This window comes from Microbacterium sp. WCS2018Hpa-9, from assembly GCF_031843745.1.
Lineage (GTDB): Bacteria > Actinomycetota > Actinomycetes > Actinomycetales > Microbacteriaceae > Microbacterium.
The window spans coordinates 298416-321158 of record NZ_JAVTIY010000006.1; the positions used below are offsets into that span (position 1 = coordinate 298416).

The following is a 22743-nucleotide window of genomic DNA, read 5'->3' on the forward strand; positions in this document are numbered from 1 at the left end:
ATGTCCATCACAGCATCCCGTCGGACCACATCCGTCATCGCCGCGCTCGCCGCGGTCCCGCTCTTCGTCGCGCTCGCAGGCTGCGCGACGGCATCTTCCGACGCCGGCTCCGGCGACGGCGGGAACGAGACCGTCAAGGTCGGCGTCGTCGGCAAGGGAGACGCCCAGTGGGCTCCTTTCGTCGAGGCAGCCGCTGAAGAGGGCATCACGGTCGAGCTCGTCGACTTCGGCTCGTACGAGCAGCCGAACCCCGCACTCACCGAGGGTGAGATCGACCTCAACCAGTTCCAGCACATCGTGTACCTCGCCGAGTACAACAGCGCCTCGGGCTCAGACCTGACCCCGGTCGGCTCGACCGCGATCTACCCGCTGGGCCTGTACTCGCAGAAGTACGACGATGTCGACGACATCCCCAAGGGTGAGACCGTCGCCGTTCCGGATGACGCGTCGAACCAGGCTCGTGCGCTGCTCGTGCTGCAGTCGGCCGGACTCATCGAGCTCAAGAGCGGCGGCACGATCTTCTCGGATCTCGCCGACGTCGACACCGAGAAGTCCAAGGTCGAGGTCACCGCGCTCGAGGCCGCGCTGATCCCCACCTCGCTGCCCGACGTGGCCGCGGCGATCATCAACAACGACTTCGTGGAAGACGCCGGACTCACCTTCGACGACGCCATCGCGCAGGACGACCCCGAGGACCCGAACGCGCTGCCGTACGTGAACATCTTCGCGGCTCGCGCCGAGGATGCCGACAACGAGACGTACCTCAAGCTCGTCGAGATCTTCCAGACGAACGAGGACGTGCAGGCGGGTCTGCTCGAGTCGTCGGGTGACACCGCCGTGCCGCTCCAGACCCCGGTCGAAGACCTGGTCGCCTCGCTCGAGAAGGTCCAGGAAGACACCGAGGCCAACAAGTAAGACGACCGGGGTGAACGACACCCCCGTCCGATGAGGGAGAATCGGGTGGCGCTTCGTGCGTCACCCGATTCTTCGTTCCCGAAGCAGACCGGAGCACCACATGCCGATCGTCACCCTGACGAATGTCTCGAAGACCTATCCATCCCGCGCCCGTGACGAGTCCGAGGTCGTGGCCGTCGACGACGTGACCCTCTCGATCGAGAAGGGCGATGTCTTCGGCATCATCGGATACTCCGGCGCCGGCAAGTCGACGCTCGTGCGATTGATCAACGCTCTCGAGCCTGCGACGAGCGGCACCATCACGGTCGACGACGTCGACATCACGGCGCTCAAGGAGAGCGAGCTGCGCAAGGTTCGCGGCGGCATCGGCATGATCTTCCAGCAGTTCAACCTGTTCGCCTCGCGCAGTGTCAAGGCGAACATCGCCTACCCCCTCAAGCTCGCGGGCTGGTCGAAGCCCGACATCGAGAAGCGGGTCACCGAGCTGCTGAGCTTCGTCGGCCTCGCAGACAAGGCGAAGGCGTATCCCGAGCAGCTCTCCGGGGGTCAGAAGCAGCGCGTCGGCATCGCCCGTGCTCTCGCCACCGGCCCCGCGATCCTCCTCGCCGACGAGGCGACCAGCGCCCTCGACCCGCAGACCACGCACGAGGTGCTCGATCTGCTCAAGCGGGTCAACCAGGAGCAGGGCGTCACGATCGTCGTGATCACGCACGAGATGGACGTCATCCAGACCATCGCGACCAAGGTCGCGGTCATGGAGAAGGGGCGCGTCATCGAGCAGGGCGACGTGTTCGACGTCTTCTCCGCTCCGCAGAACCCGGCATCGCAGCGATTCGTCGGCACGGTCGTGAAGGGCGTGCCCTCTCCGTCGGAGCGCGCCGTGCTGCGCGACCGGCACCAGGGGCGCCTCGTCACGTTCTCGTTCCGCGACGGCGACTCGTCGCAGGCGCAGGTGTTTCTCGACCTCGCCGGAGCCGGACTCGACTTCGAGCTCGTGTACGGCGGCATCAACGCCATCCGCGGGCGCGCCTTCGGCCATCTGACGCTCGCGATCCGCGGTGACGACGCGGTGATCGACCGCACGCTCGCCGACATCGCACAACGCGTCGAAGTGACCGAGATCGCCGGACAGGAGGCACGCTGATGGATCGTCTGAACGAACTGTGGCCCGAATTCTGGGAGGCCGCGCTCGAGACCCTGTACATGACGTCGTTCGCACTCGTGCTCGGTGGCATCCTCGGTCTCGCGATCGGCGTCATCCTTTATGTCACCCGCCCCGGCGGGCTCGCTCAGAACCGCGCGGTGGCTGTCGTCGCCAACCTCGCGGTGAACTTCTTCCGGCCGATCCCGTTCGTGATCTTCATGGCCGTCGCCCAGCCGTTCGCACGCGCAGTCGTCGGCACCGGAATCGGAACCACTGCGGGCGCGTTCATCATCGGTCTGGCCGCGGCCTTCGCGATCGGCCGCATCGTCGAGCAGCACCTGGTGTCGGTCTCGCCCGGCGTGATCGAGGCGGCGCGCGCGATGGGCGCCGGACCATGGCGCATCCTCTTCACGGTGGCGATCCCCGAGTCTCTCGGCCCGCTCATCCTCGGCTACACGTTCATCGTCGTGGCCCTCATCGACATGACGGCGATGGCCGGACTCATCGGCGGCGGCGGCCTCGGCGCTTTCGCGCAGATCTACGGTTTCCGCCAGTTCGAACCGCTCGTCATGTGGGCGGCGATCGTGCTGATCGTGGTGTTCGTGCACCTCGTGCAGATGCTCGGCACGCGGCTCGCGCGCAAGATCATGCGCCGCTGACCGGAGCCTCCTGCAGTGTGCGCGTCGTGGTGAAGACCCGCGGCGCGCCGCTCAGCGGATCCACGAAGTGCAGCTCGCGGGCGAGCAGCTGCATCGGCCGGTCGAAGTCGTCGGGCCTCTCGCCGCGGAGCTCGGGGTAGAACGGGTCGTTCAGGATGCCGAGCCCCAGCGCCGCGAGGTGCACGCGCAGCTGATGCATCTTGCCGCTGTGCGGGCGCAGCAGCGTGTGCACGACGCGCTCGTCGGAGTCGATCATCTCGATCTGCGTCTCGGCGTTCGGCTCCCGCTCGTCGTCGACCTGGACCTTCAGCTCGTTGCGGAGCTTCACGATGTGGTTGCGGTATACGAGAGGGAATCGCGACGCATCCCAGTCGGCCGGTCGCGCCGACACCGCCTCGTAGACCTTCTGCACCTCGCGGTTCTCGAAGAGCAGCTGATACGGCCCTCTGGTGCCCGGTCGCGCCGAGAACATCAGCACCCCGGCTGTCGCCCTGTCGAGGCGGTGAATCGGCGCGAGCTCGTCGTTGCCGAGCAGATTGCGCAGCCGGATCAGGGCGGAGTTCTGCAGGAACTTGCCGCCGGGGATGGTCGGCAGGAAGTGCGGCTTGTCGATGACCACCAGGTCGTCGTCCTGATGCAGGATCTCGATCTCGACGGGCAGGCGCGTCTCGACGGGAGGATCGCGGTAGTACCAGATGAACTCGTGGGCGCCCAGGGGAGTGTCGCGGCCCAGCGGGCTTCCGTCATGGGCGACGATCTCGCCCCGGTCGAAGCGCGAGAGCAGCCCCTCGGGGTCGAGGTGGAAGAAGCGCTCGATCATGTAGGCGCCGACGGTCGGCCATTCGCCGCGCAGCGGCACATGCAGTCGCGTCGCGCCCACGCCGTCGCGCACCGGAAGAGGGGAGAGCATGGCCATCGAGTCAGATCCTCACGCGTCGAAGCTGAGGCTCAGTTTGCGCAGCAGCGCAGCCAGGCGATCGCGGTCGCCACGCGACAACGCCCGGAGCAGGTCGTCCTCGACGTCGACCAGACGTGTGATCGCGGCATCCACCCTGATGCGGCCGTCGTCGGTCAGCGTCACGAGCACGCTGCGGCCGTCGGCCGGGTCGTCCTCGCGCCGGACGAAGCGGCGCCCGACGAGGCGATCGATGCGATTGGTCATGGTGCCGCTCGAGACCAGGGTCTGCTGCAGCAGCTGCTTGGGGGAGAGCTGGAAGGGCGCCCCGGCGCGGCGCAGCGCCGACAGCACGTCCCACTCCCAGGCCTCCAGATCGCTCCGGCGGAACACATCTTTGCGGGCTCGGTCGAGCAGCCGCGTCAAGCGGTCCATCCGCGACAGCACCTCGAGGGGTGAGAAGTCGAGGTCGGGCCGCTGGGTGTTCCAGGCGCCGACGATCCGGTCGACTTCATCCGCCTCAGTCATCCGTCCATTATCGCGTGCGAGGCGCCGGAGGCCCGACCTCCTCGAGCTCGATCGTCATGAACGTGCTGTGCGGGTCGGCCGTATAGGCGCCGAACGGCGCGCACTCCCGGAATCCCGCGCGAGCATAGAGTGCGTGCGCCGGTCGGAAGAAGGCGGCACTCCCGGTCTCGAGCGACACCCGGCGCACCCCGCGATCACGCGCATCGGCCAGCAGGGCCTCCACCATGAGCGATCCCAGCCCCCGGCCACGGCGCGTGGGGTCGGTGCGCATCGATTTCAGCTCCTCATGGTCATCGTCGTCCGTCATCGCGGCCAGCGCCCCGGTGGCCACGAGGACGTCGCCGTCGCGCGCAGCGAACAGGCGCACTCCGGGAACGAGGAGCCCGGTGAGGGGCAGAGCGTGCTGGCTCTCGACCGGCGCGGTGCCCGCCATATCGGCGTGGTGGGCCAGGAGGAACTCGGCGAGGTCGGGTGTGGCCGCCATCACCCTGTCGATCATGATGCTCATCACCGCAGGATCCCAGAGTCGTGTTTCGCGCCGATGTCGGCGTGGCAGAATGAGCGGGCGGCTTCCTCACGGAGCCCGCGGTCCGCCGTGGTGTAATGGCAGCACGACAGCCTTTGGAGCTGTTAGGTCTAGGTTCGAGTCCTGGCGGCGGAGCATGACTGGGAACAATCTCGCGATCATCATCCTCGCCGCAGGTCAAGGAACCCGCATGCGCTCGCGCCTGCCGAAGGTGCTGCATGCGATCGGCGGGCGCCCGTTGGTCGGGCACGTCCTGACGACGGCCGGCCGCCTCGAGGCCGACCACGTCGAGGTCGTCGTGCGGCACGAGCGCGAACAGGTGGTCGCGGCCCTCGCCGAGGACTACCCGGATGCCGTGTTCATCGACCAGGACGAGGTTCCCGGCACCGGTCGCGCGGTGCAGGTCGCGGTCGACGCGCTGCCCGCGGACTTCGACGGAGACGTGCTCGTGCTCTCTGGCGACTGCCCGCTCGCGGACGCAGACACGCTGCGCTCGTTCCTCGACGCGCACCGCGCCGCCGAGGCGGAGGCGACCCTGATGACCGCCGTGGTCGAGGATCCGACCGGCTACGGCCGCGTCATCCGCGATGCAGACGGCGGTGTCGACCGCGTGGTCGAGCAGAAGGACGCCACGGCAGACGAAGCCTCCGTCAGCGAGATCAACGCGGGCATGTACGTCTTCCGCGTCGGCACTCTGCGCAAGTACCTGCCGTCCGTCGGCGTCGACAACGCACAGGGCGAGATGTACCTGACTGACGTCCCTGGGCTCCTCCGCCGCGACGGCAGCCGTGTGGCGGCATCCGTCGTCTCCGACGTCACCGTCACCTACGGCGTCAACGACCGCGCGCAGCTCGCCGAAGTCGGTCGTCTGCTCAACCGCCGGATCGTGCGGCGTTGGCAGCTCGAGGGCGTCACCGTGATCGACCCGGCGACGACCTGGATCGACGACGATGCCACGCTGGCACCCGACGTGACGATCCTCCCGAACACGCACATCCTGCGGGCCACGTCGATCGCCGAAGGGGCGATCATCGGACCCGACACGACGCTCGTCGACTGCGAGGTGGGTGAGGATGCGATCGTCCGCCGAACCGACGCGACTCTCGCGGTGATCGGTGCCGAGGCGACGGTCGGCCCCTTCTCGTTCCTGCGCCCCGGCACCGTCCTCGGAGCCCGGGGCAAGATCGGCGCCTACGTCGAGACGAAGAACGCCGAGATCGGCGAAGGCAGCAAGGTTCCGCACCTGTCGTACGTCGGAGACGCGACCATCGGTCGAGGCGTCAACCTCGGCGCCAGCACGATCACGGCGAACTACGACGACGTGAACAAGCATCGGACGATCGTCGAGGACGAGGTGCACACCGGCTCGCACACGACTCTCGTCGCGCCCGTTAGGCTGGGAGCCGGCGCCAAGACAGGTGCTGGCGCTGTCGTCCGCAAGGATGTGCCCGCCGGCTCCCTTGCCATGAGCGTCGCCCCTCAGCGCAACATCGAGGGTTGGGTCGAGAAGAACAGGGCAGGCACGGGCGCGGCAGACGCCGCAGCCCGAACCCGAGTGGCGGAGTAGGCAGAACGATGGCGCGCAAGAAGAAGACGGTCGATCTGGACAGGGACAACGGCATCGCTCCGGGTCTCGTAGCCAAGACCAAGAAGCGACTCGTGGTCGCCGGTGGTCGATCGCACCCCGCGCTGACCGCAGCGGTGGCCGAATCCCTCGGCACAGAGGTCGTGCCCACCGAGCACCGCACCTTCGCATCGGGCGAGATCTACGCCCGGTTCGAGGTGTCGATCCGAGGCTGCGACCTGTTCCTGATCCAGACCTTCGGCGAGCCGGTCAACGAGTGGCTCATGGAGACGCTCATCATGATCGATGCCGCGAAGCGCGCCTCGGCCAAGCGCATCACCGTCGTCGCCCCGTACTATCCGTACTCGCGTCAGGACAAGAAGGGCCGCGGCCGCGAGCCGATCAGCGCCCGCCTCGTCGCAGACCTGCTGAAGACGGCCGGTGCCGACCGCGTCATGAGCGTCGACCTGCACGCCGCCCAGATCCAGGGGTTCTTCGACGGTCCCGTCGACCACCTCTTCGCCAAGCCCGTGCTGATGGACTACTTCAAGAGCACGTTGAGCGCCGAGGATCGCAAGATCCTCACCGTCGTCTCGCCCGACATGGGACGCGTCCGCGTCGCAGACACCTGGTCGGACAGCCTCGGGGCGCCTCTCGCCATCATCCACAAGCGTCGCGACCCGAAGGTCGCCAACCAGGTCTCCGTGCACGAGATCGTCGGCGCCGTCGAGGGGCGCACCTGCCTCCTCGTCGACGACATGATCGACACCGGCGGCACGATCGTGAAGGCGGCGCAGGCGCTGAAGGCGAGCGGCGCGCACCGCGTGATCGTCGCCGCGACACACGCGATCTTCAGCGACCCGGCATCCGAGCGTCTGCAGGACGAGTCGATCGATGAGGTCGTCATCACCGACACCATCCCGCTCACCGAGTCGCGCCAGTGGGACAAGCTCACGATCCTCCCGATCGCTCCGCTGCTCGCACGTGCGATCCACGAGGTCTTCGAAGACGGCTCGGTCACGAGCATGTTCGGCGGCGACGCTTAGGCGACCCGAATATCGGACACAGCCCGCGCATAGATGCTGTCCCTACGGTCGAATCAACACACCGATCAAGGCCGGGAGGACCATCATGATCCGCACGACTGTACCGACTTCTGTTCGCAAGGGCGCAGCCCTGGCCGGGGTCGCAGGACTCCTCGTCCTCGCGGGATGCTCCGGCACGGCTGACGCCGAAGACCAGTCCACCGACACCGGGACCGACACGAGCACCGAATCGACCGATTCGGGCGCGGCCACCAGCGGTGACTACACCGACGGCACCTACACTGCCGACGGTTCGTACCAGACCCCCGAGACGGTCGAGACGATCAGTGTGACCCTCACCGTCGCCGACGGCCTGGTCACGGATGTCGAGGTGACCGGCGACCCGCAGGCTCGCGAGAGCGAGCAGTATCAGGGCGAGTTCATCGGCGGCATCGCGGATGAGGTCGTGGGCAAGTCGCTCGACGAGATCGAGGTCAGTCGCGTGGCGGGCTCGTCGCTCACCAGCGGCGGATTCAACGAGGCCGTCGAGTCGATCAAGGAGCAGGCCGCCGCCTGAGGCGCCTGATCACGGCATGACGATCTGGCGTTTCGACGCGATCGGCACACGGTGGGAGATCGAGACGTCGCACGAGCTCGGCGCGGACGACCGCGAACGCGTCGGCGCCGAGATCGAGCGCTTCGACCGGGAGTGGTCGCGGTTCCGTGAGGACTCATCGGTCATCCGTGTCGGCCGAGACGGCGGCTCGATCTCGTCTCCCGATGCGGGAGCGATGCTCGATGCCTACCGCGACCTGGCGAGGGCGACGTCGGGTGCAGTGAACCCGCTCGTCGCCGAGAGCCTGGATGCCCTCGGCTACGACGCGTCGTACTCGCTCGTCGCGAGCACCCCGGTCGCCGCCCCGGGTGACTGGACCGATCGGGTGCGCTGGACAGCAGGGGAGGCCACGGCATCCGCTCCCGCTCTGCTCGACGTCGGGGCTCTCGGCAAAGGGCGTCTGGTCGACCTCGTGGCCGGGGTGCTGGCCGATGTGCCCGGCGACCTCGTGGTCGATGCCGGGGGCGACATGAGGGTCCGCGGAGAGGTGGTGCGGGTCGGCCTCGAGCATCCCTACGATCCGACGAAGGCGATCGGCGTGATCGAATTGCAGGATGCCGCGCTGTGCGCGTCGGCGGTCAATCGCCGGGCGTGGGGTGACGGGCTGCACCACGTGCTCGACGCCCGCACCGGGGTGCCGGTCCGCACCTGGGCCGCCACGTGGGCGATCGCCCCTGACGCGATGCGAGCGGATGCCGTCGCGACCGCCCTGTTCTTCGACGGCGGCCCCGAGCTCGCCGCATCGTGGGGCGTCGAGTGGGTGCGCATGACGACCGACGGACGCGCGGAGCGTTCGCCCGGCTGCCCCGCCCAGCTGTTCACCACGCGCCGATGAGGCATCGAAGTAGGGAAGAGTAGACCTGTGATCACCTCCATCACCGCGCTGCGGCAGCGGGTCCTCGCGTTGCTCGGCGGCATCTCCATGTACCGCCTGGTGCTGTTCGCGCTGCTGACGCTGGCGCTCATCGCCGTGGTGCTGTCGGCTCTCGGCGTGATCGTCTCGCCGACGCCGCTCGAGATCCTCGCGTCCTTCGTCGTGCTGGCGGTGGTCATCTCACTGGTGGATGCCGCGGCCCAGCGCATCCTGCGTCTGCCCTGGCGCATCGAGTCGTCGCTGGTGACCGCCCTGATCCTGCTCTTCGTTCTCCGCCCCGGCATCGAGCCGACCGCCCTGCTCGGGCTCGCCATCGCCGGAGCCGTTGCGAGCCTGTCGAAGTACCTGATCGCGTGGCGGGGGCGGCACATCCTCAACCCTGCGGCCTTCGGCGCGGCCGTCGTGTCGATCCTCGGATCTTTCGGGGCCTTCGAATGGCTCGGAACCTCGTCGTCGTGGTGGGTCGGCACCCCGTCGCTCTTCGTGCCCGTTCTGATCCTCGGACTCGCCGTCCTCTGGCGCACCGAGAAGGTGCGCATCGTCGTCGTCTTCCTCATCGTGGCGTTCGCGGTCTCGATGCTGCGACAGGCCGTGCAGGCGCAGGAGTTCGACATGGCCTTCGATCCCGGCGCAGCCCTCTCGTTCGCTGTCCTGCAGTCCCCATTCCTGTTCCTCGGAGCGTTCATGCTCTCCGAGCCTCTGACTCTGCCGCCGCGCCGGTGGCAGCAGTTCTCGGTGGCCGTCCTCGTCGGAGCGCTCGCCGGTTGGCCGATCGCCATCGGTGGCCTCTTCACCCTCGGACAGGAGCGGGCGCTGCTCATCGGCAACCTGCTCGCGTTCGCCTTCGCCTTGCGAGGGTCGGTGCGCCTGGTGCTCGAGAAGCGGGAGTTCATCACCCCGACGGCTCAGGAGCTGACGTTCCGTGCGAAGGGAAAGCTGAAGTTCCTGCCGGGGCAGTACCTCGAGCTGGACGTGCCGCACGCCCGCCCGGATGCCCGCGGAACCCGCCGCGAGTTCAGCATCGTCTCGGCACCGGCAGATCTTCCGACACTCCGCATCGCCTACAAGGACGGCGATCAGAAGCATCCGTCGAGCTACAAGCGCGCACTCGCCGTGGCCGAGCCGGGGTCAGCGCTCGCCGTGACCGGAACGTGGGGTGACTTCCTCCTCCCGCGTTCGGAGAGCCCTGTCCTGATGGTGGCCGCCGGGATCGGCGTCACACCGTTCGTGTCGCAGCTGCGGCAGCTCCAGCTGACGGAGCAGCAGCGTGACGTCGTGCTCGTCTACGTGGCATCCGACAGCTCGGAGCTGGCATTCCGCGACGAGCTGGCCGCGACCGGCGCGCGCGTCATCGTCTTCACGCGTGACGAGCCTGCCTACCTTCCTGCGCACTGGACCTGGGCGCAGGGCGCGCGCCTCGACGCGGCGGGCCTCGAGCGTTACGTTCCCGACATCGGTGAGCGGCACTCGTACATCTCCGGTCCTCCGCGGCTCATCGCCGACCTCGCACCCGCGCTGCAGAAGGCCCGCTCTCTCACGACAGACGCCTTCGCCGGGTACTGAGCCGGCCTCCGCTCGGCGTGCGTCTACCCCGAGGCATGTCCTGCGGGGCCAAGAACGCACCCGAATTGCCCGTTCCCGGTGTTCTTTTGACCCCGCAGCCTTCGGGCGGGACGTCAGTCGGCGGATGCGGCGGATGCGGTGGCAGGGCTCAGCGGGAGTCGCACCGTGAACGTCGTGTCACCGGGTTGGCTGGCGACGGTCAGGTGGCCGCCGTGGCCCTCGACGATCGCCTTCGCGATCGCCAATCCGAGGCCGGTGCCGCCGGTCTGGCGAGCGCGTGAGCTGTCGCCACGCGCGAACCGGGCGAAGAGCTCATCGCGCACGCCGGGGTCGATGCCAGGGCCGTCGTCGTGCACCCGCAGCACGGCCTCATCGCCCTCGCGACTCACGCGCAGAGTGATCGAGGTGCCCGCGGGCGTGTGCGTCCGGGCATTGGCGAGGAGGTTCGCGACGACCTGATGCATCCGCCCTGCGTCGCCGACGATGACGATCGGCTCGTCCGGCGCCTCGATGTTCCAGTGGTGGTCGGCTGCGGTCGGGCGCGCATCGGAGAGTCCCTCCAGCGCGAGCTGCGTGAGGTCGACGGTGCCGTAGACCAGCTCTCGTCCCTCGTCGAGACGGGCGAGCAGCAGCAGATCCTCGACGAGGCGCGTCATGCGCAGCGACTGGGCCTGGATCCGCTCGAGCGACGTCGTGGTGCTCTCGACGGCCGCCTCTCCGCCCTGCTGCTTCAGCGCGCGCAGCGAGAGCTCGGAGTAGCCGCGGATCGACGACAGCGGAGTGCGCAGCTCATGGCTCGCGTCGGCGACGAACCGTCGCATCCGCTCTTCATTCTTCTGTCTCGACGCGAGAGAGGCGTTCACGTGGTCGAGAAGTTTGTTCAGAGACGAGCCGACCAGGCCGGTTTCGGTTCGCGGATCGGCCTCAGACGCAGGAACGCGCTCGGTGATCTGCACCTCGCCGCGGTCGAGCGGCTGGTTCGCGACCCGCGTCGCGGTCGCTGCGACTGCACGCAGTGGCCGTAGACCGACCCTGATGGTGATGGCCGTGGTCAGCGCGAGCAGGATCAAGCCACCGATCGTCGCGAGGGCGATCACGGTGAGCAGCGTCGTCAGCTGATTCTGGATCTCGGTGCGGGGGAGTCCGGTCACGACGTTCACACCGTTGGCCGCCTTCTGAGCGACCACCATGTACGAGCCGAAGTCCTCCAGGGTGACAGTGGCGCTGGGCTGCCCGCCGAGTGCGGCATCGATCCGTTCGAGATCGCCCTCGGTCAGCGACTGGGGAACGCCGCCCCACTCATCCTTGGTGTCGGGAAATAGGACGCCGCTGGTGCCACCCTCCGTGCTGGACGCCGCAAGCAGGAGTCCGGGCACGCGGGCGTTGTTGACTTCGAGGATCTTGTCCATGTTCGCGTACTGGGCCGGCACCTGGCCGACCCACCGGGTCACCTGGATCGAATAGCTGTGCAGGCGATCGGAGAGTTGCTTCTCGAGCGTCCCACCGAGCAGAGCGCTGGTGATCACCGCGACGATCACGAGGATGAGCGAGACGAACCCGATCACGGCTGTCATCAGCCGCGTCTGCAGGCTCATCGGCCGTCTTGCCATCCTCGTGCTGCTCACTGGGGCGCCTTGATCATGTAGCCGACACCTCGCACCGTGTGCAGCAGCGGGGTGCGCCCTGCGTCGATCTTCTTGCGCAGGTACGAGATGTACAGCTCGACGACCGACGACTTGCCGCCGAAGTCGTAGCTCCACACCCGGTCGAGGATCTGGGCCTTCGACAGCACTCGCCGCTCGTTGCGCATCAGGTAGCGGAGCAGCTCGAACTCGGTCGCGGTCAGCTCGATCTCGGTGCCGTCACGGACGACCTCGTGGCTGTCCTCGTTGAGGGTGAGGTCGGCGACGCGGAGGATCGACTGGCCGTCGTCGGCGGTCGCGTGCCCGGTGCGACGGATGATCGCTCGCAGTCGCGCGATGACCTCTTCAAGGCTGAACGGCTTCGTGACGTAGTCGTCGCCGCCTGCGGTGAGGCCGGCGACCCGGTCGCCCACGGCATCCTTCGCGGTGAGGAAGAGCACGGGCACGAGGCTGCCGGACTCGCGAAGGCGCCGCAACACGGCCATGCCGTCGAGGTCGGGCATCATGATGTCGAGCACGAGGGCGTCGGGTTCGAACTCGCGAGCGACCTGCAGCGCCTCGAGGCCGGACGACGCGGTGCGCACCTCCCAGCCCTCCATCCGCAGAGCCATCGCGAGCAGATCGGTGAGCATCTGCTCGTCGTCGACGGCGAGGATGCGCAGGGGGGAGCCGTCGGGGCGGCGCAGTTCGGGGAGATCGGAGCTCATGAGTACATTCTGCGGAAGAACCTATGGGGTTTCTATGGAGCGCGCTATGCGTGTGCTGTGAGAACTGCCACCCATAGCCTCCTCATCACTCTTCCCTCGATCTCGCAAAACTCCGCTCCCTAGCGTCATCATCGGCCCGCGAACGGCGCGGCGGAAGGAGACACATGTACGGGACATATCTGCGGCGCGAGTTGGCTGGCCGCAAGAAACAGACGATGATCGTCGCGATCGGGCTCGCCATCGCGATCGCCCTGGTCATCATCGTCAACGCCCTCACCGCAGGAGTGCGCGATGCGCAGGCCCAGGCTCTGGAGTCGGTCTACGGCGTCGGCACCGATCTCACGGTCACCGGTGCCGCGGCTGAGCCGGGGGAGGGCGGTGGTCAGCGCTTCGACTTCGGATCGGAGGACGGTGCCACCGAAGGCGACACGACCACGCTGAGCCAGTCGACCCTGATGACGGACTTCATGCGCGGAACACTCGAGGCCTCGGTGCTCGACACCGTCACCTCGACCGAGGGCGTGACCGCAGCAGCCGCAGCGCTCAGTCTCACCAACTCGACCTTCTCGGGCGAACTGCCCAGCGGCGGCTTCGGCGAGCAGGATGGAACCACGACCGAAGGCACCGCGCCCGCCGAGGGCCAGGCGCCGCCGCAGGGCGGAGCAGACGGTGCCGGCGGCGGCTCGTTCGGAGTCGAGTCGTTCACGGTGCTCGGCATCGATCCAGCCGTCACGTCGGTGGGTCCGCTCGCCTCGGTCGAGGTCAGCGACGGCCGTGCCCTCGACAGCGATGACGCCGGCGCGCTCGTCGCCCTCGTCGACGCGACCTACGCCACGACGAACGAGATCGCCGTCGGCGCCACGATCGACGTCGCAGGCTCCGACGTCGAGGTCGTCGGCATCGTCGCATCCACCTCCGATTCCGCAGACACCGCGGCCAACGTCTACCTGCCGCTCGACACAGCCCAGGAGCTCTCCGGCGCCGGCGACGTCATCTCCACGGTCTACGTGCAGGCCGAGTCGGCAGCGTCCATCGACGCCGTGCAGACGGTACTCGCCGACGAGCTTCCTGACGCCACGATCACGTCGCAGTCCGAACTCGCATCGACCGTCTCAGGGTCTCTGTCGAGCGCGACCTCGCTGATCACCAACCTCGGCACCTGGCTGTCGATCATCGTGCTCGCGGTCGCCGTGCTGCTCTCGGTGCTGCTGACGCTGTCTGGCGTCTCTCGACGCACCCGCGAGTTCGGCACCCTCAAGGCGATCGGCTGGTCGAACGGCCGCGTCGTTCGTCAGGTCGCCGGCGAGTCGATGGTGCAGGGACTCATCGGCGGCGCAGTCGGGCTCGTGCTCGGCATCGCAGGCATCGTCGTCATCAACCTCGTGAAGCCGACGGTCGCCGCGGCGGCCGCGGGCGGAACCGAAGCGGGCCCCGGTGGCATGACAGGAGGTCCGGCCGGCGGCGGCGACATGTTCCAGACCCAGCAGGCGGCCGACATCGTGCTGCAGGCGCCGTTCACGCCGTGGGTGCTCGTCGCCGCGGTCGGCCTGGCCGTGCTCGGCGGGCTCGTGGCCGGAGCGTTCGGCGGCTGGCGAGCCGCGCGACTCAGCCCCGCCGAGGCACTGCGCTCCGTCGCCTGACCTTCACCAGACATCACAGACAGGGAGAGACCATCATGACCATCGCAGACATCGCCCCCACGGCGAACGGGACGGATGCCACGGCACCGATCTACCGCGCACAGAACGTCACTCGCATCTATCAGCAGAAGGGGCGAACGGTGAAGGCGCTGGCCGGCGTCGATCTCACCATCGACCCCGGCGAGTTCGTCACGATCCAGGGCCCGACCGGCGGAGGCAAGTCGACACTGCTGCAGCTGCTGGGAGCGCTCGACAAGCCGTCGTCGGGATCCCTGAAGCTCGGCGACATCGAGCTCGCCTCGGCATCCGCTCGTGAACTCACCCGCATCCGGGCCGAGGAGATCGGCTTCGTCTTCCAGGGGTTCAATCTCATCCCGACCCTCACGGCCGCAGAGAATGTGAACATGGCGCTCGAGTCGACCACGCTCAGTCGAGCCGAGCGGGCGACCCGCGTGGCTCAGGCACTCGCTCACGTCGGCCTCGACGACCGCGGTGATCATCTGCCGACCGAGCTCTCGGGCGGTCAGCAGCAGCGCGTGGCGATCGCCAGGGCGATCGTGAAGAGACCTCGGGTGCTGCTGGCCGACGAGCCGACAGGCAACCTCGACGAGAGCATGCGAGACGAGATCCTCACGCTGCTCGAGGGGCTGTGCGCCGAGGGGCTCACCATGGTCGTCGTCACCCACGACTCCGCGGTCGCTCGCCGCGCGACCAGGCGGCTACGGCTCGCGAAGGGGACGGTGCAGGACATCACCAGGTGAGACATGACGAAGGCCCCGGCGACACTCGCCGGGGCCTTCGTCATGTCTCAGACAGCGCTCAGTGCGTGTCTTCGGCTTCGATCTCGGTGCGGTCGCCCGACCACTGCGTGTGGAACGTGCCCGGCTTGTCGATGCGCTTGTAGGTGTGCGCACCGAAGAAGTCGCGCTGTCCCTGCACGAGTGCGGCCGGGAGGCGATCGGCGCGGATGCCGTCGTAGTACGACAGCGACGACGAGAACGCCGGAGCGGGGATGCCGGCCTGCGCGGCCGTCACGACGACGCGGCGCCACGAGGCCTGGCCACGGGTCAGCGCCTCGGCGAAGTACGGGGCCGTCATCAGCACGGGAAGGTCGGGGGTCTCGGAGTAGGCGTCGGCGATGCGGTTGAGGAACTGCGCACGGATGATGCAGCCGCCGCGCCAGATCTTGCTGATCGCACCGAGGTCGATGTTCCAGCCGTATTCGGCTGCGCCGGCACGGATCTCGTCGAAGCCCTGCGAGTACGCGACGATCTTCGACGCGTAGAGCGCGAGACGGACGTCCTCGATGAACGCGGCCTCGTCGGTGACGACGAACTCGTCATCGGGGCCGGGGAGAGCGCCGGCGACCTCGCGCTGCTCGGGGTGCGACGACAGCGACCGGGCGAAGGTGGCCTCGGCGATGCCCGACACCGGAACGCCGAGCGAGAGGGCGGTCTGCACGGTCCAGGCGCCGGTGCCCTTGGCGCCGGCCTGGTCGAGGATGACGTCGACGAGCGGCTTGCCGGTCTCGGCATCCACCTGGCGCAGCACCTCTGCGGTGATCTCGATCAGGTACGACTCGAGCTCGCCCTTGTTCCACTCGGAGAAGATCTCGGCGATCTCGGCGGGGGACTTGCCCGTGCCGCGACGGATGAGGTCGTAGGCCTCGGCGATCAGCTGCATGTCGGCGTACTCGATGCCGTTGTGCACCATCTTGACGAAGTGTCCTGCGCCGTCGTGGCCGACGTGCGTCACGCATGCCTCGCCCTCGGCGATCGCGGCGATGGACTTGAGGATCGGGCCGAGGGTGATCCAGGACTCGTCCGAGCCGCCGGGCATGATCGACGGGCCCGTGAGCGCGCCCTCTTCGCCGCCCGAGATGCCGGCGCCGACGAAGTTGATGCCCGTTTCGCGGACGGCCTTCTCGCGGCGGATCGTGTCGGGGAAGTACGCGTTGCCGCCGTCGACGATGATGTCGCCCGGCTCGAAGACCTCGACGAGCGAGTCGATCACGGCGTCGGTCGGGCCGCCGGCCTTGACCATGATGATCGCGGTGCGTGGCTTCTGCAGCGAGTCGGCGAACTCCTGGTAAGTCTTGGCCGGGATGAAGCCTGCCTCAGGGTGCTCGGAGACGAGCGTCTCGGTCTTCTCGTAGCTGCGGTTGAAGATCGCCACCGTGTTGCCCTCGCGGCTGGCGAGGTTGCGGGCGAGGTTCGAACCCATGACGGCGAGTCCGACGACTCCGATGTTCGCTGATGCTTCGGGCACAGATGGCTCCTAGATCGAGAAGAAGGGGATGCTCCCAGATTATCGCGGCGTCCGGGGTGGTGCTCCCGTGTGACGGGTGGTGTCGGACGCGAGGGGGTCAGTCCTTGCGGTAACCGGAGCGCCCGAGAGAGAACAGGGCCGCGAAGGTGAAGCCTGCGGCGCACACGGTCATCGCGCCGATGAGCCAGGCGATCGCGTGGGAGAAGAAGACGCCGTCGAGCATGAGGGAACTCCGTGTTCTGCAGAGAGGGGATCGGTGTTCTCAGCCTATCGGCTCATCCGGTACCATGAGAGGAGTACCTCGGCGAGGGATGCTTCTGCGCGTGCGCTGGCATCCGTTATCGACGCGGCGAAGCAAGCCGGTGGCTTTCCTCACGTGTCTGCGTTCGAGAACAATTCCAAGACCACCGCGTAGCTGTCGCTGCGTGCCCCGAAGGAGAACCCCATGTCTGAAGACACCAAGGTCAAGGCCGAGCTCCGCGAGAGCTTCGGCAAGGGCTTCGCCCGTCGTCTGCGCGCCGCAGGCAAGATCCCCGCCGTCATCTACGGCCACGGCACCGACCCCGTGCACGTCGCACTGCCCGGCCACCAGGTCTCGCTCATCATCCGCCGCGCGAACGCGCTGCTCGAGCTCGACATCGACGGCAAGGACCAGCTCGCCCTCGTCAAGGACGTCCAGCGCGACCCGGTACACCAGATCATCGAGCACATCGACCTGCTCGTCGTCCGCAAGGGCGAGAAGGTCACGATCGACGTTCCCGTCATCGTCACCGGCGAGCCGGCCCCCGGCACGATCGTCAACCAGGACGCGAACACGATCTCGATCGAGGCCGAAGCCACGCACCTGCCGCAGAACGTCGAGGTCTCGGTCGAGGGTCTCGAAGAGGGCGCGCACATCACCGCCGCCGACGTCAAGCTCCCCAAGGGCTCGACGCTGCTGACCGACCCCGAGGTGCTCGTCGTCGCGATCGCGATCCCGGCTGAGGAGTCGCTCGGTGAGGACGAGGCCGGAGCCGATGAGGCTTCCGCCGAGGAGGCTCCCGCCGCGGAGTGATCTCCGCAGGCGCAGCGCACAGCTGACTGCATCACAGAGGGGGCGCGAGCAGATCGCGCCCCCTCTGTCGTATTCTGACCCGGGCACCGCGAAGGGCCCGCATGCGAGAGGACGACCACATGGCATCCACCTGGCTCGTGGTGGGGCTCGGCAACCCCGGCCCGCGATATGAGGCCACGCGCCACAACATCGGCCAGATGGTCGTAGACGAGCTCGCCTCGCGCCGCGGCGAGAGCTTTCGCGAGCACAAGGGCGGGGCGCGTGTCGTCGAGACCTGGTTGCGCCCAGGCGGTGACAAGATCGTGCTCGCCAAGCCGAACACGTTCATGAACGTCTCCGGCACTCCGGTGGCCGCACTCGCTCGCTTCTACTCGGTGCCGCCGGAGCAGGTCATCGTGGTCCACGACGAACTCGACATCCCCTTCGACACCGTCAAGCTCAAGATCGGCGGAGGCCACGGCGGACACAACGGAGTGCGCGACATCGCCCGCGCCCTCACCACCCCGGAGTTCCCGCGGGTGCGCGTCGGCATCGGCCGCCCGGTGGGGCGACAGGACCCGGCCGACTGGGTGCTCTCGCCATTCGGCAAGGACGAGCGCGCGAACCTGCCGATCCTCGTGTCAGACGGCGCGGACGCGGTCGAGCTGCTCGTCGAGGAGGGCTTGCTCGCCGCACAGCAGAAGCACCACGCTCCGCGCTGACCTCGGCGAGGTGTCGCCGTCGCGCGGCGCCGTTACGGCACAAGGCCGGCCGCGGTGCCGGTCGACAGGGTCACCAGCAGCACGCCCCAGAAGATGATCGGGCCGAGCACCGCGACCACGAGCGCCGTGATTCCCGCGCCGCGCGCCTGCTTCTTGCGAATCGCGATGATGCCGATGACGATGGCGGCGATGCCGAGGATGGTCCCCGTCCAGAACGAGATCTCCGCCCACAGCACCTGATCCCTCGCGGGCGCGAGGATCGACAGGAAGTCGGGATCGGTCGTGTCGAGACCACCCGGAAGACGACGGCCGATCTCGAACCCTGCGACACCGGCGACGATCGGCGTGACGACAGCGGCCACGATCGCCAGGATCAGCGCCAGGATGCCCAGCAGCCCGGACTTCTTCTCTCCGGTGACCGGCGCCTGGTACGAGCCCGCGGGTGCCGCGTATCCGCCGACCGGAACCTGGTAGGCGCCGGGAGGGGCCGCCTGGTAGGTGGGCGCACCGGGCTGCTGACCCGCGAGATGCGGGTATACAGGGGCTCCCGTCGGCGCCGGGTACGCGGGTGCGGGCTGACCTGCCGAGAACGTCTGGCTCGGGGCGGCAGGAGGGGGGAAGGGCGGCTCGCTGTGCCCGGCGGGAGCCGCGGGAGGCGCTCCCTGGTACGTGGGAGGTGCACCCTGGTATGCGGGAGGAGCGCCCTGGTACGCGGGCGGTGCCGGGGGCGTCGAGTAAGCGGGCGGCGCGGGCGGTGACGACGCGGGCGAGGTGAGCTGCGGCGGCTCGTCGTCCGGCCGAGGCACGGGAGGCACAGGGGGGACGGCACCGGACGGGGGCTGCTGCGGATCAGTCACGCCCCCATCCTATGGCTGTCGAGGTCAGACGCGACGAAGCAGTCCGACCCGGTCGTAGACCGCTCCGAGAGTGGCGTCGGCGACGGCATCGGCCCGCGCGGCGTTCTGCGCGAGGATCCGATCGAGCTCGGCCGGGTCGTCGAGAAGCTCGAGTGCACGGGCACGCACGGGTTCGAACTCGTTCACGACGACTTCGGCGAGCCCCTTCTTGAAGTCACCGTAGCCGCGGCCCGCGTACTCGTCCTCGATCGCGTGAACCTGTCGTCCCGAGAGAGCTGCGTAGATGGTCAGCAGGTTGGAGACGCCGGGCTTGCTCTCGCGATCGAAGCGGACCGAGCCTTCGTTGTCGGTCACCGCGCGCATGATCTTCTTCGCCGACTTCGCCGGGTCGTCGAGCATCCACAGCACGCCCGCGTCGCTCTCTGCCGACTTCGACATCTTCGACGTCGGGTTCTGCAGGTCGTAGATACGCGCCGTGTCCTTCTGGATCACCGGACGCGGCACGACGAACGTCTCTCCGAACCGCGAGTTGAAGCGCTCGGCGAGGTCACGCGTCAGCTCGACGTGCTGCTTCTGGTCGTCGCCGACCGGCACGACATCGGTCTGGTAGAGCAGGATGTCGGCGGCCATCAGCACCGGGTAGGTGAACAGACCCACGCTCGTGGCATCGGCGCCGTACCGCGCCGACTTGTCCTTGAACTGGGTCATGCGGCCGGCTTCGCCGAAACCGGTGATCGTCGACAGGATCCAGGCGAGCTCCGCGTGCGCGCGAACGTGCGACTGCACGTACAGCGTCGACAGCGAGGGCTCGATGCCCGCGGCGATGTACTGGGCGGCGGTGCGACGGGTCTTCTCACGCAGCTCGGCGGGGTCCTGCGCGACCGTCAGCGCGTGCAGGTCGACCACGGAGAAATACGCGTCGTACGAGTTCTGGAGGTCCCGCCACTGCAGGAGCGCTCCGATGTAGTTGCCGATCTGCAAAGAGTCGGCGGAGGGCTGCATTCCTGAGTAGAGGCGAGGTTTCGTCACGGTATCAATCCTATGGGGGCGCTGGTCCCACCTGCTCCCGCGCGACGGACTCACCGTATGACCACTGGCGGGGGGAATCACGACGGCAGGCAGCGACCGCCTGTCGCGCATCATCGGGTTCGTGCTCACCGTGGTCTTCGGCGTGCCGTTCGTGTTCCTCGCATGGTCGGCGCTCAGCAGCCGCTTCGGGTGGGCTGCGGGCGACCCGCACGGATACGGCATGATCTTCGGAACGTTCCTCGCTCTCGTCACGGGGATCCTGCTCGCGCTCGTGATTCCGCTCGTCTTCCGGCGGGTGCTCCGACCGACGGCGTACCTGTGGAGCATGCTCGGCTACCTCGCAGTGGCCACGGGGCTTATCGTCGCCCTCGTCACCGCCTGAGTTTCATCGCGCACCGATGCCGCAGCGTGCGGCGGGCGCGATCAGTACGTGTAGTCGACGACGACCGGAGCGTGGTCGCTCCAGCGCTGGTCGTATGCGGCCGCACGGGCGACGTGATAGGCCGTGACCCGCTCGGCGAGAGCAGGAGTCGCGAGGTGATAGTCGATGCGCCACCCCGAATCGTTGTCGAACGCCTGGCCGCGCATCGACCACCAGGTGTACGGCCCCTCGACCTCACCGTGGAACACGCGCCCGACGTCGATCCAGCCGAGACCGGTGCCGGTCGAGCCGTCTGCGCCCTCGATGGTCTCGCCGGCCGCTCCGAGGAATCGGTCGAAGTACGCGCGCTCGCGGGGGAGGAAACCGGCCTTCTTGCGGTTGCCGCGCCAGTTCTTGATGTCGAGTTCGCGATGGCCGACATTCAGATCGCCGGTCACGAGGGCGAGCGCTCCGTCGCCTTCACCGAGCTCGGTCAGGCGAGTTCCGAACGCATCGAGGAACTTCCATTTCTCGTCCTGCTTCGGAGTCTCGGCCTCGCCGCTGTGCACATAGGCGCTGACGACGGTGAGCGGCCGGTCGCCGATCAGGAAATCGGCTTCGATCCAACGCCCCTTCGAGTCGAAGTCGTCGGCGCCGAAGTCGGTGCGCGAGGCGAGGGCGGGGATGCGACTGGCGATGGCGACGCCGGCGCGACCCTTGGCCGTCGCCTCGTCGTGCACGAAGGTCCACCCGGGGAGCGCGGCCTCGAGGTGCTCGTCCTGCCCGCGGACCTCTTGCAGCGTGAGGATGTCCACATCGGCCGCATCGAGCCAGGCGCTCATGCCGTTGCGAGCCGCCGCTCGGATCCCGTTGACATTGACCGTGGCGATTCGCAGATGAGGCATGTTCCCAGCCTAACGAGCGTCTCCGACATCGCGCGTCCGCTGCAGGTCGGCCAGCAGCCGCTGAGCGAAGGCTGAGCTGGCATCGACGGGCGGGGGAGCGGAGGCCTCCAGCTCGGCGAGCTCGCGCTCCGCCGCTTGCACGGCTCTGGTTGCGGCCCAGACGCGATACCACGGGGCGGTCTCGCGCGCCTCACGCGCTTCGCGCACGCGAATCCGGGCTGCCGCCAGCAGCGTCTGGTGCTCGGCCGCCCGCCGCTCCGCCTCCGACTGAGCCAGCAGCGGCAGGTCGCGGTCCTTCGCAGCGACGGCGATCCACGAGGAGGCGACCAGCATCACCACTCCGTTCACCCGGAACCAGAGCAACAGACCGATGAAGATCGCGAACGTGGCGAGCAGGGGATTGGAGGGCGTGTAGCTGAGGAGGAATCCCGCGCCGTACTGCAGCACGGTCATCGCTGCCCCGCCGAGCAGCGCGCCGGGCCAGATCGTGCGCCACTGCAGCGTCGTGCCGGTGAGGAAGCGCACCATCGCCGCCAGGGCGGAAGACATCAGGACGAAGGAGACGATGACCGTGCCGATGCGGATGCCGAGATTCAGTCCGTCTGACCCCGAGTCCCACCCCAGGAGGCTGAGGAGCCAGGACAATACGGCGGCGCTCGCGGAGCTGAGGAGCGAGCCGACGACGAGCGCCGCGCCGAAGATGAGCGCGGCCAGCAGATCGCGAGCCTTGAGCAGCACGTAGCTGCGGGTGTCTGGCGGAAGACCGAAGATGTCCCTGGTCGCGCGCCGCGAGAAGGTCACCCATCCGATCGCGGTCCAGATCACCGTGCCCAGGGCGATCAGGCCGGTGATGCTCAGCACCCCTGCCGTGTTCGCGGCGATCTCCTGCACCTGAGCGGGCGTGAAGACTCCGCCCTGATCGAGGATCAGATTCGGCACGTAGCTGTTGATGATGTCGATCAGGCCTTCGACCGCCTCTGTGCTGCCGCCGAGCCAGAGTCCGGTGATGGCGAAGGCGAGGTACACCGCCGCGAAGATCGCGAAGAGCGCCTGATAGCTCACGCCAGCGGCGAGGAGGAACCCATTGTGCTGCAGGAAATGACGCCACACGCGCACGGGGAAAAGACTGAGCGTGCGCTGGGTCAGCGCGGTCGCACGCTCGACCGCCGCATCGAGACGGCGGGGCTCGGCGGCGGCATCGGGATCAGACACGTCCTCACCCTATCCAAGCGACGAGAACGGGCGGGCACCCTGAGGTGCCCGCCCGTT

24 protein-coding genes and 1 tRNA gene are annotated in these 22743 nt (G+C 68.1%); 14 read left to right on the plus strand and 11 right to left on the minus strand.

From position 1 onward, the window contains the following. From RQG82_RS14480 to RQG82_RS14490, 3 genes are all read left to right on the plus strand, one after another. Positions 1-915 (plus strand): MetQ/NlpA family ABC transporter substrate-binding protein, encoded by a 915-nt coding sequence (locus tag RQG82_RS14480; RefSeq protein ID WP_311259751.1) that lies wholly within the window; start codon positions 1-3, stop codon positions 913-915. Between the two features lie 100 nt (positions 916-1015). Next, the gene (locus RQG82_RS14485) at positions 1016-2059 is read left to right on the plus strand and encodes a methionine ABC transporter ATP-binding protein (RefSeq protein WP_311259752.1); all 1044 of its coding nucleotides are present in this window, start codon (positions 1016-1018) and stop codon (positions 2057-2059) included. Next, positions 2059-2718, plus strand: coding sequence for a methionine ABC transporter permease (locus RQG82_RS14490; RefSeq protein WP_311259753.1), 660 nt, complete (start codon positions 2059-2061; stop codon positions 2716-2718). Before RQG82_RS14485 ends, RQG82_RS14490 begins: the two co-directional genes overlap by 1 nt. Here RQG82_RS14490 and RQG82_RS14495 read toward each other — a convergent pair. The 3 genes from RQG82_RS14495 to RQG82_RS14505 are packed head-to-tail and all read right to left on the minus strand — an operon-like array spanning position 2705 to position 4649. Continuing rightward, a complete protein-coding gene (locus tag RQG82_RS14495) occupies positions 2705-3628 on the minus strand; it encodes a pseudouridine synthase (RefSeq protein ID WP_311259792.1) in 924 nt (307 codons plus the stop codon). The genes RQG82_RS14490 and RQG82_RS14495 overlap by 14 nt on opposite strands. An 18-nt stretch (positions 3629-3646) precedes the next feature. Continuing rightward, on the minus strand, positions 3647-4141 hold the full coding sequence (locus tag RQG82_RS14500; protein WP_311259754.1) for a MarR family transcriptional regulator: 495 nt from the start codon (positions 4139-4141) through the stop codon (positions 3647-3649). A 7-nt stretch (positions 4142-4148) separates the two neighbouring features. After that, positions 4149-4649: a GNAT family N-acetyltransferase gene (locus RQG82_RS14505; RefSeq protein WP_311259755.1), complete on the minus strand. Its 501-nt coding sequence runs from the start codon at positions 4647-4649 to the stop codon at positions 4149-4151. Between the two features lie 81 nt (positions 4650-4730). Here RQG82_RS14505 and RQG82_RS14510 point away from each other — a divergent pair. From RQG82_RS14510 to RQG82_RS14535, 6 genes are all read left to right on the plus strand, one after another. Beyond that, a tRNA-Gln gene (locus RQG82_RS14510) sits at positions 4731-4802 on the plus strand. A 1-nt stretch (position 4803) separates the two neighbouring features. Continuing rightward, complete coding sequence (gene glmU, locus RQG82_RS14515; protein WP_311259756.1) at positions 4804-6234, plus strand: bifunctional UDP-N-acetylglucosamine diphosphorylase/glucosamine-1-phosphate N-acetyltransferase GlmU; 1431 nt, start codon at positions 4804-4806, stop codon at positions 6232-6234. 8 nt (positions 6235-6242) lie between these two features. Continuing rightward, entirely contained in the window at positions 6243-7277 is a 1035-nt protein-coding gene (locus RQG82_RS14520; RefSeq protein ID WP_311259757.1) for a ribose-phosphate diphosphokinase, read from the plus strand. Positions 7278-7362: 85 nt separating this feature from the next. Further along, positions 7363-7833, plus strand: coding sequence for a hypothetical protein (locus RQG82_RS14525; protein WP_311259758.1), 471 nt, complete (start codon positions 7363-7365; stop codon positions 7831-7833). 16 nt (positions 7834-7849) lie between these two features. Beyond that, positions 7850-8707, plus strand: coding sequence for an FAD:protein FMN transferase (locus tag RQG82_RS14530; RefSeq protein WP_311259759.1), 858 nt, complete (start codon positions 7850-7852; stop codon positions 8705-8707). A 27-nt stretch (positions 8708-8734) separates the two neighbouring features. Next, on the plus strand, positions 8735-10309 hold the full coding sequence (locus RQG82_RS14535; RefSeq protein ID WP_311259760.1) for a flavodoxin reductase: 1575 nt from the start codon (positions 8735-8737) through the stop codon (positions 10307-10309). 113 nt (positions 10310-10422) lie between these two features. Here the strand turns inward: RQG82_RS14535 and RQG82_RS14540 are convergent, their stop codons facing one another. Continuing rightward, positions 10423-11904: an ATP-binding protein gene (locus RQG82_RS14540; RefSeq protein ID WP_311259761.1), complete on the minus strand. Its 1482-nt coding sequence runs from the start codon at positions 11902-11904 to the stop codon at positions 10423-10425. A 26-nt stretch (positions 11905-11930) separates the two neighbouring features. Further along, positions 11931-12659 (minus strand): response regulator transcription factor, encoded by a 729-nt coding sequence (locus RQG82_RS14545; protein ID WP_042540306.1) that lies wholly within the window; start codon positions 12657-12659, stop codon positions 11931-11933. Between the two features lie 164 nt (positions 12660-12823). Here RQG82_RS14545 and RQG82_RS14550 point away from each other — a divergent pair, with 164 nt between their 5' ends. Both RQG82_RS14550 and RQG82_RS14555 read left to right on the plus strand, forming a co-directional pair. Then, positions 12824-14299, plus strand: coding sequence for an ABC transporter permease (locus RQG82_RS14550; RefSeq protein WP_311259762.1), 1476 nt, complete (start codon positions 12824-12826; stop codon positions 14297-14299). A gap of 35 nt (positions 14300-14334) precedes the next feature. Then, the gene (locus tag RQG82_RS14555; protein WP_311259763.1) at positions 14335-15060 is read left to right on the plus strand and encodes an ABC transporter ATP-binding protein; all 726 of its coding nucleotides are present in this window, start codon (positions 14335-14337) and stop codon (positions 15058-15060) included. A gap of 58 nt (positions 15061-15118) precedes the next feature. On the opposite strand, the gene gndA is transcribed toward RQG82_RS14555, so the two are convergent. After that, the gene (gene gndA / locus RQG82_RS14560) at positions 15119-16567 is read right to left on the minus strand and encodes an NADP-dependent phosphogluconate dehydrogenase (RefSeq protein WP_311259764.1); all 1449 of its coding nucleotides are present in this window, start codon (positions 16565-16567) and stop codon (positions 15119-15121) included. A 97-nt stretch (positions 16568-16664) separates the two neighbouring features. Next, the gene (locus RQG82_RS14565) at positions 16665-16790 is read right to left on the minus strand and encodes a hypothetical protein (protein WP_256381367.1); all 126 of its coding nucleotides are present in this window, start codon (positions 16788-16790) and stop codon (positions 16665-16667) included. Positions 16791-17012: 222 nt separating this feature from the next. On the opposite strand from RQG82_RS14565, the gene RQG82_RS14570 reads away from it, so the two are divergent. Next, positions 17013-17621, plus strand: coding sequence for a 50S ribosomal protein L25/general stress protein Ctc (locus tag RQG82_RS14570; protein WP_311259765.1), 609 nt, complete (start codon positions 17013-17015; stop codon positions 17619-17621). Positions 17622-17740: 119 nt separating this feature from the next. Next, a complete protein-coding gene (gene pth, locus RQG82_RS14575) occupies positions 17741-18322 on the plus strand; it encodes an aminoacyl-tRNA hydrolase (RefSeq protein ID WP_311259766.1) in 582 nt (193 codons plus the stop codon). A 32-nt stretch (positions 18323-18354) separates the two neighbouring features. On the opposite strand, the gene RQG82_RS14580 is transcribed toward pth, so the two are convergent. Continuing rightward, positions 18355-19179: a hypothetical protein gene (locus RQG82_RS14580; protein ID WP_311259767.1), complete on the minus strand. Its 825-nt coding sequence runs from the start codon at positions 19177-19179 to the stop codon at positions 18355-18357. A gap of 24 nt (positions 19180-19203) precedes the next feature. After that, a complete protein-coding gene (trpS, locus tag RQG82_RS14585) occupies positions 19204-20208 on the minus strand; it encodes a tryptophan--tRNA ligase (protein ID WP_311259768.1) in 1005 nt (334 codons plus the stop codon). 121 nt (positions 20209-20329) lie between these two features. Between trpS and RQG82_RS14590 the strand changes: the two genes are divergently transcribed. Then, positions 20330-20590 carry a hypothetical protein gene (locus tag RQG82_RS14590; RefSeq protein WP_311259769.1) on the plus strand — a complete coding sequence of 87 codons (261 nt, stop codon included), beginning with the start codon at positions 20330-20332 and terminating at the stop codon, positions 20588-20590. A 41-nt stretch (positions 20591-20631) separates the two neighbouring features. On the opposite strand, the gene RQG82_RS14595 is transcribed toward RQG82_RS14590, so the two are convergent. Together RQG82_RS14595 and RQG82_RS14600 are read right to left on the minus strand one after the other, a co-directional pair. Beyond that, complete coding sequence (locus RQG82_RS14595) at positions 20632-21474, minus strand: exodeoxyribonuclease III (RefSeq protein ID WP_311259770.1); 843 nt, start codon at positions 21472-21474, stop codon at positions 20632-20634. A gap of 9 nt (positions 21475-21483) precedes the next feature. Next, entirely contained in the window at positions 21484-22686 is a 1203-nt protein-coding gene (locus tag RQG82_RS14600) for a YhjD/YihY/BrkB family envelope integrity protein (protein ID WP_311259771.1), read from the minus strand. Positions 22687-22743: the final 57 nt, after the last annotated feature.

Bases quoted from the DNA above. Each gene is read 5' to 3' on its own strand.
- RQG82_RS14480 (WP_311259751.1), top strand. From the start codon at position 1: ATGTCCATCACAGCATCCCGTCGGACCACATCCGTCATCGCCGCGCTC.
- RQG82_RS14485 (WP_311259752.1), top strand. From the start codon at position 1,016: ATGCCGATCGTCACCCTGACGAATGTCTCGAAGACCTATCCATCCCGC.
- RQG82_RS14490 (WP_311259753.1), top strand. From the start codon at position 2,059: ATGGATCGTCTGAACGAACTGTGGCCCGAATTCTGGGAGGCCGCGCTC.
- RQG82_RS14495 (WP_311259792.1), bottom strand. From the start codon at position 3,628: ATGCTCTCCCCTCTTCCGGTGCGCGACGGCGTGGGCGCGACGCGACTG.
- RQG82_RS14500 (WP_311259754.1), bottom strand. From the start codon at position 4,141: ATGACTGAGGCGGATGAAGTCGACCGGATCGTCGGCGCCTGGAACACC.
- RQG82_RS14505 (WP_311259755.1), bottom strand. From the start codon at position 4,649: ATGAGCATCATGATCGACAGGGTGATGGCGGCCACACCCGACCTCGCC.
- glmU (WP_311259756.1), top strand. From the start codon at position 4,804: ATGACTGGGAACAATCTCGCGATCATCATCCTCGCCGCAGGTCAAGGA.
- RQG82_RS14520 (WP_311259757.1), top strand. From the start codon at position 6,243: ATGGCGCGCAAGAAGAAGACGGTCGATCTGGACAGGGACAACGGCATC.
- RQG82_RS14525 (WP_311259758.1), top strand. From the start codon at position 7,363: ATGATCCGCACGACTGTACCGACTTCTGTTCGCAAGGGCGCAGCCCTG.
- RQG82_RS14530 (WP_311259759.1), top strand. From the start codon at position 7,850: ATGACGATCTGGCGTTTCGACGCGATCGGCACACGGTGGGAGATCGAG.
- RQG82_RS14540 (WP_311259761.1), bottom strand. From the start codon at position 11,904: ATGAGCCTGCAGACGCGGCTGATGACAGCCGTGATCGGGTTCGTCTCG.
- RQG82_RS14545 (WP_042540306.1), bottom strand. From the start codon at position 12,659: ATGAGCTCCGATCTCCCCGAACTGCGCCGCCCCGACGGCTCCCCCCTG.
- RQG82_RS14550 (WP_311259762.1), top strand. From the start codon at position 12,824: ATGTACGGGACATATCTGCGGCGCGAGTTGGCTGGCCGCAAGAAACAG.
- RQG82_RS14555 (WP_311259763.1), top strand. From the start codon at position 14,335: ATGACCATCGCAGACATCGCCCCCACGGCGAACGGGACGGATGCCACG.
- RQG82_RS14565 (WP_256381367.1), bottom strand. From the start codon at position 16,790: ATGCTCGACGGCGTCTTCTTCTCCCACGCGATCGCCTGGCTCATCGGC.
- RQG82_RS14570 (WP_311259765.1), top strand. From the start codon at position 17,013: ATGTCTGAAGACACCAAGGTCAAGGCCGAGCTCCGCGAGAGCTTCGGC.
- pth (WP_311259766.1), top strand. From the start codon at position 17,741: ATGGCATCCACCTGGCTCGTGGTGGGGCTCGGCAACCCCGGCCCGCGA.
- RQG82_RS14595 (WP_311259770.1), bottom strand. From the start codon at position 21,474: ATGCCTCATCTGCGAATCGCCACGGTCAATGTCAACGGGATCCGAGCG.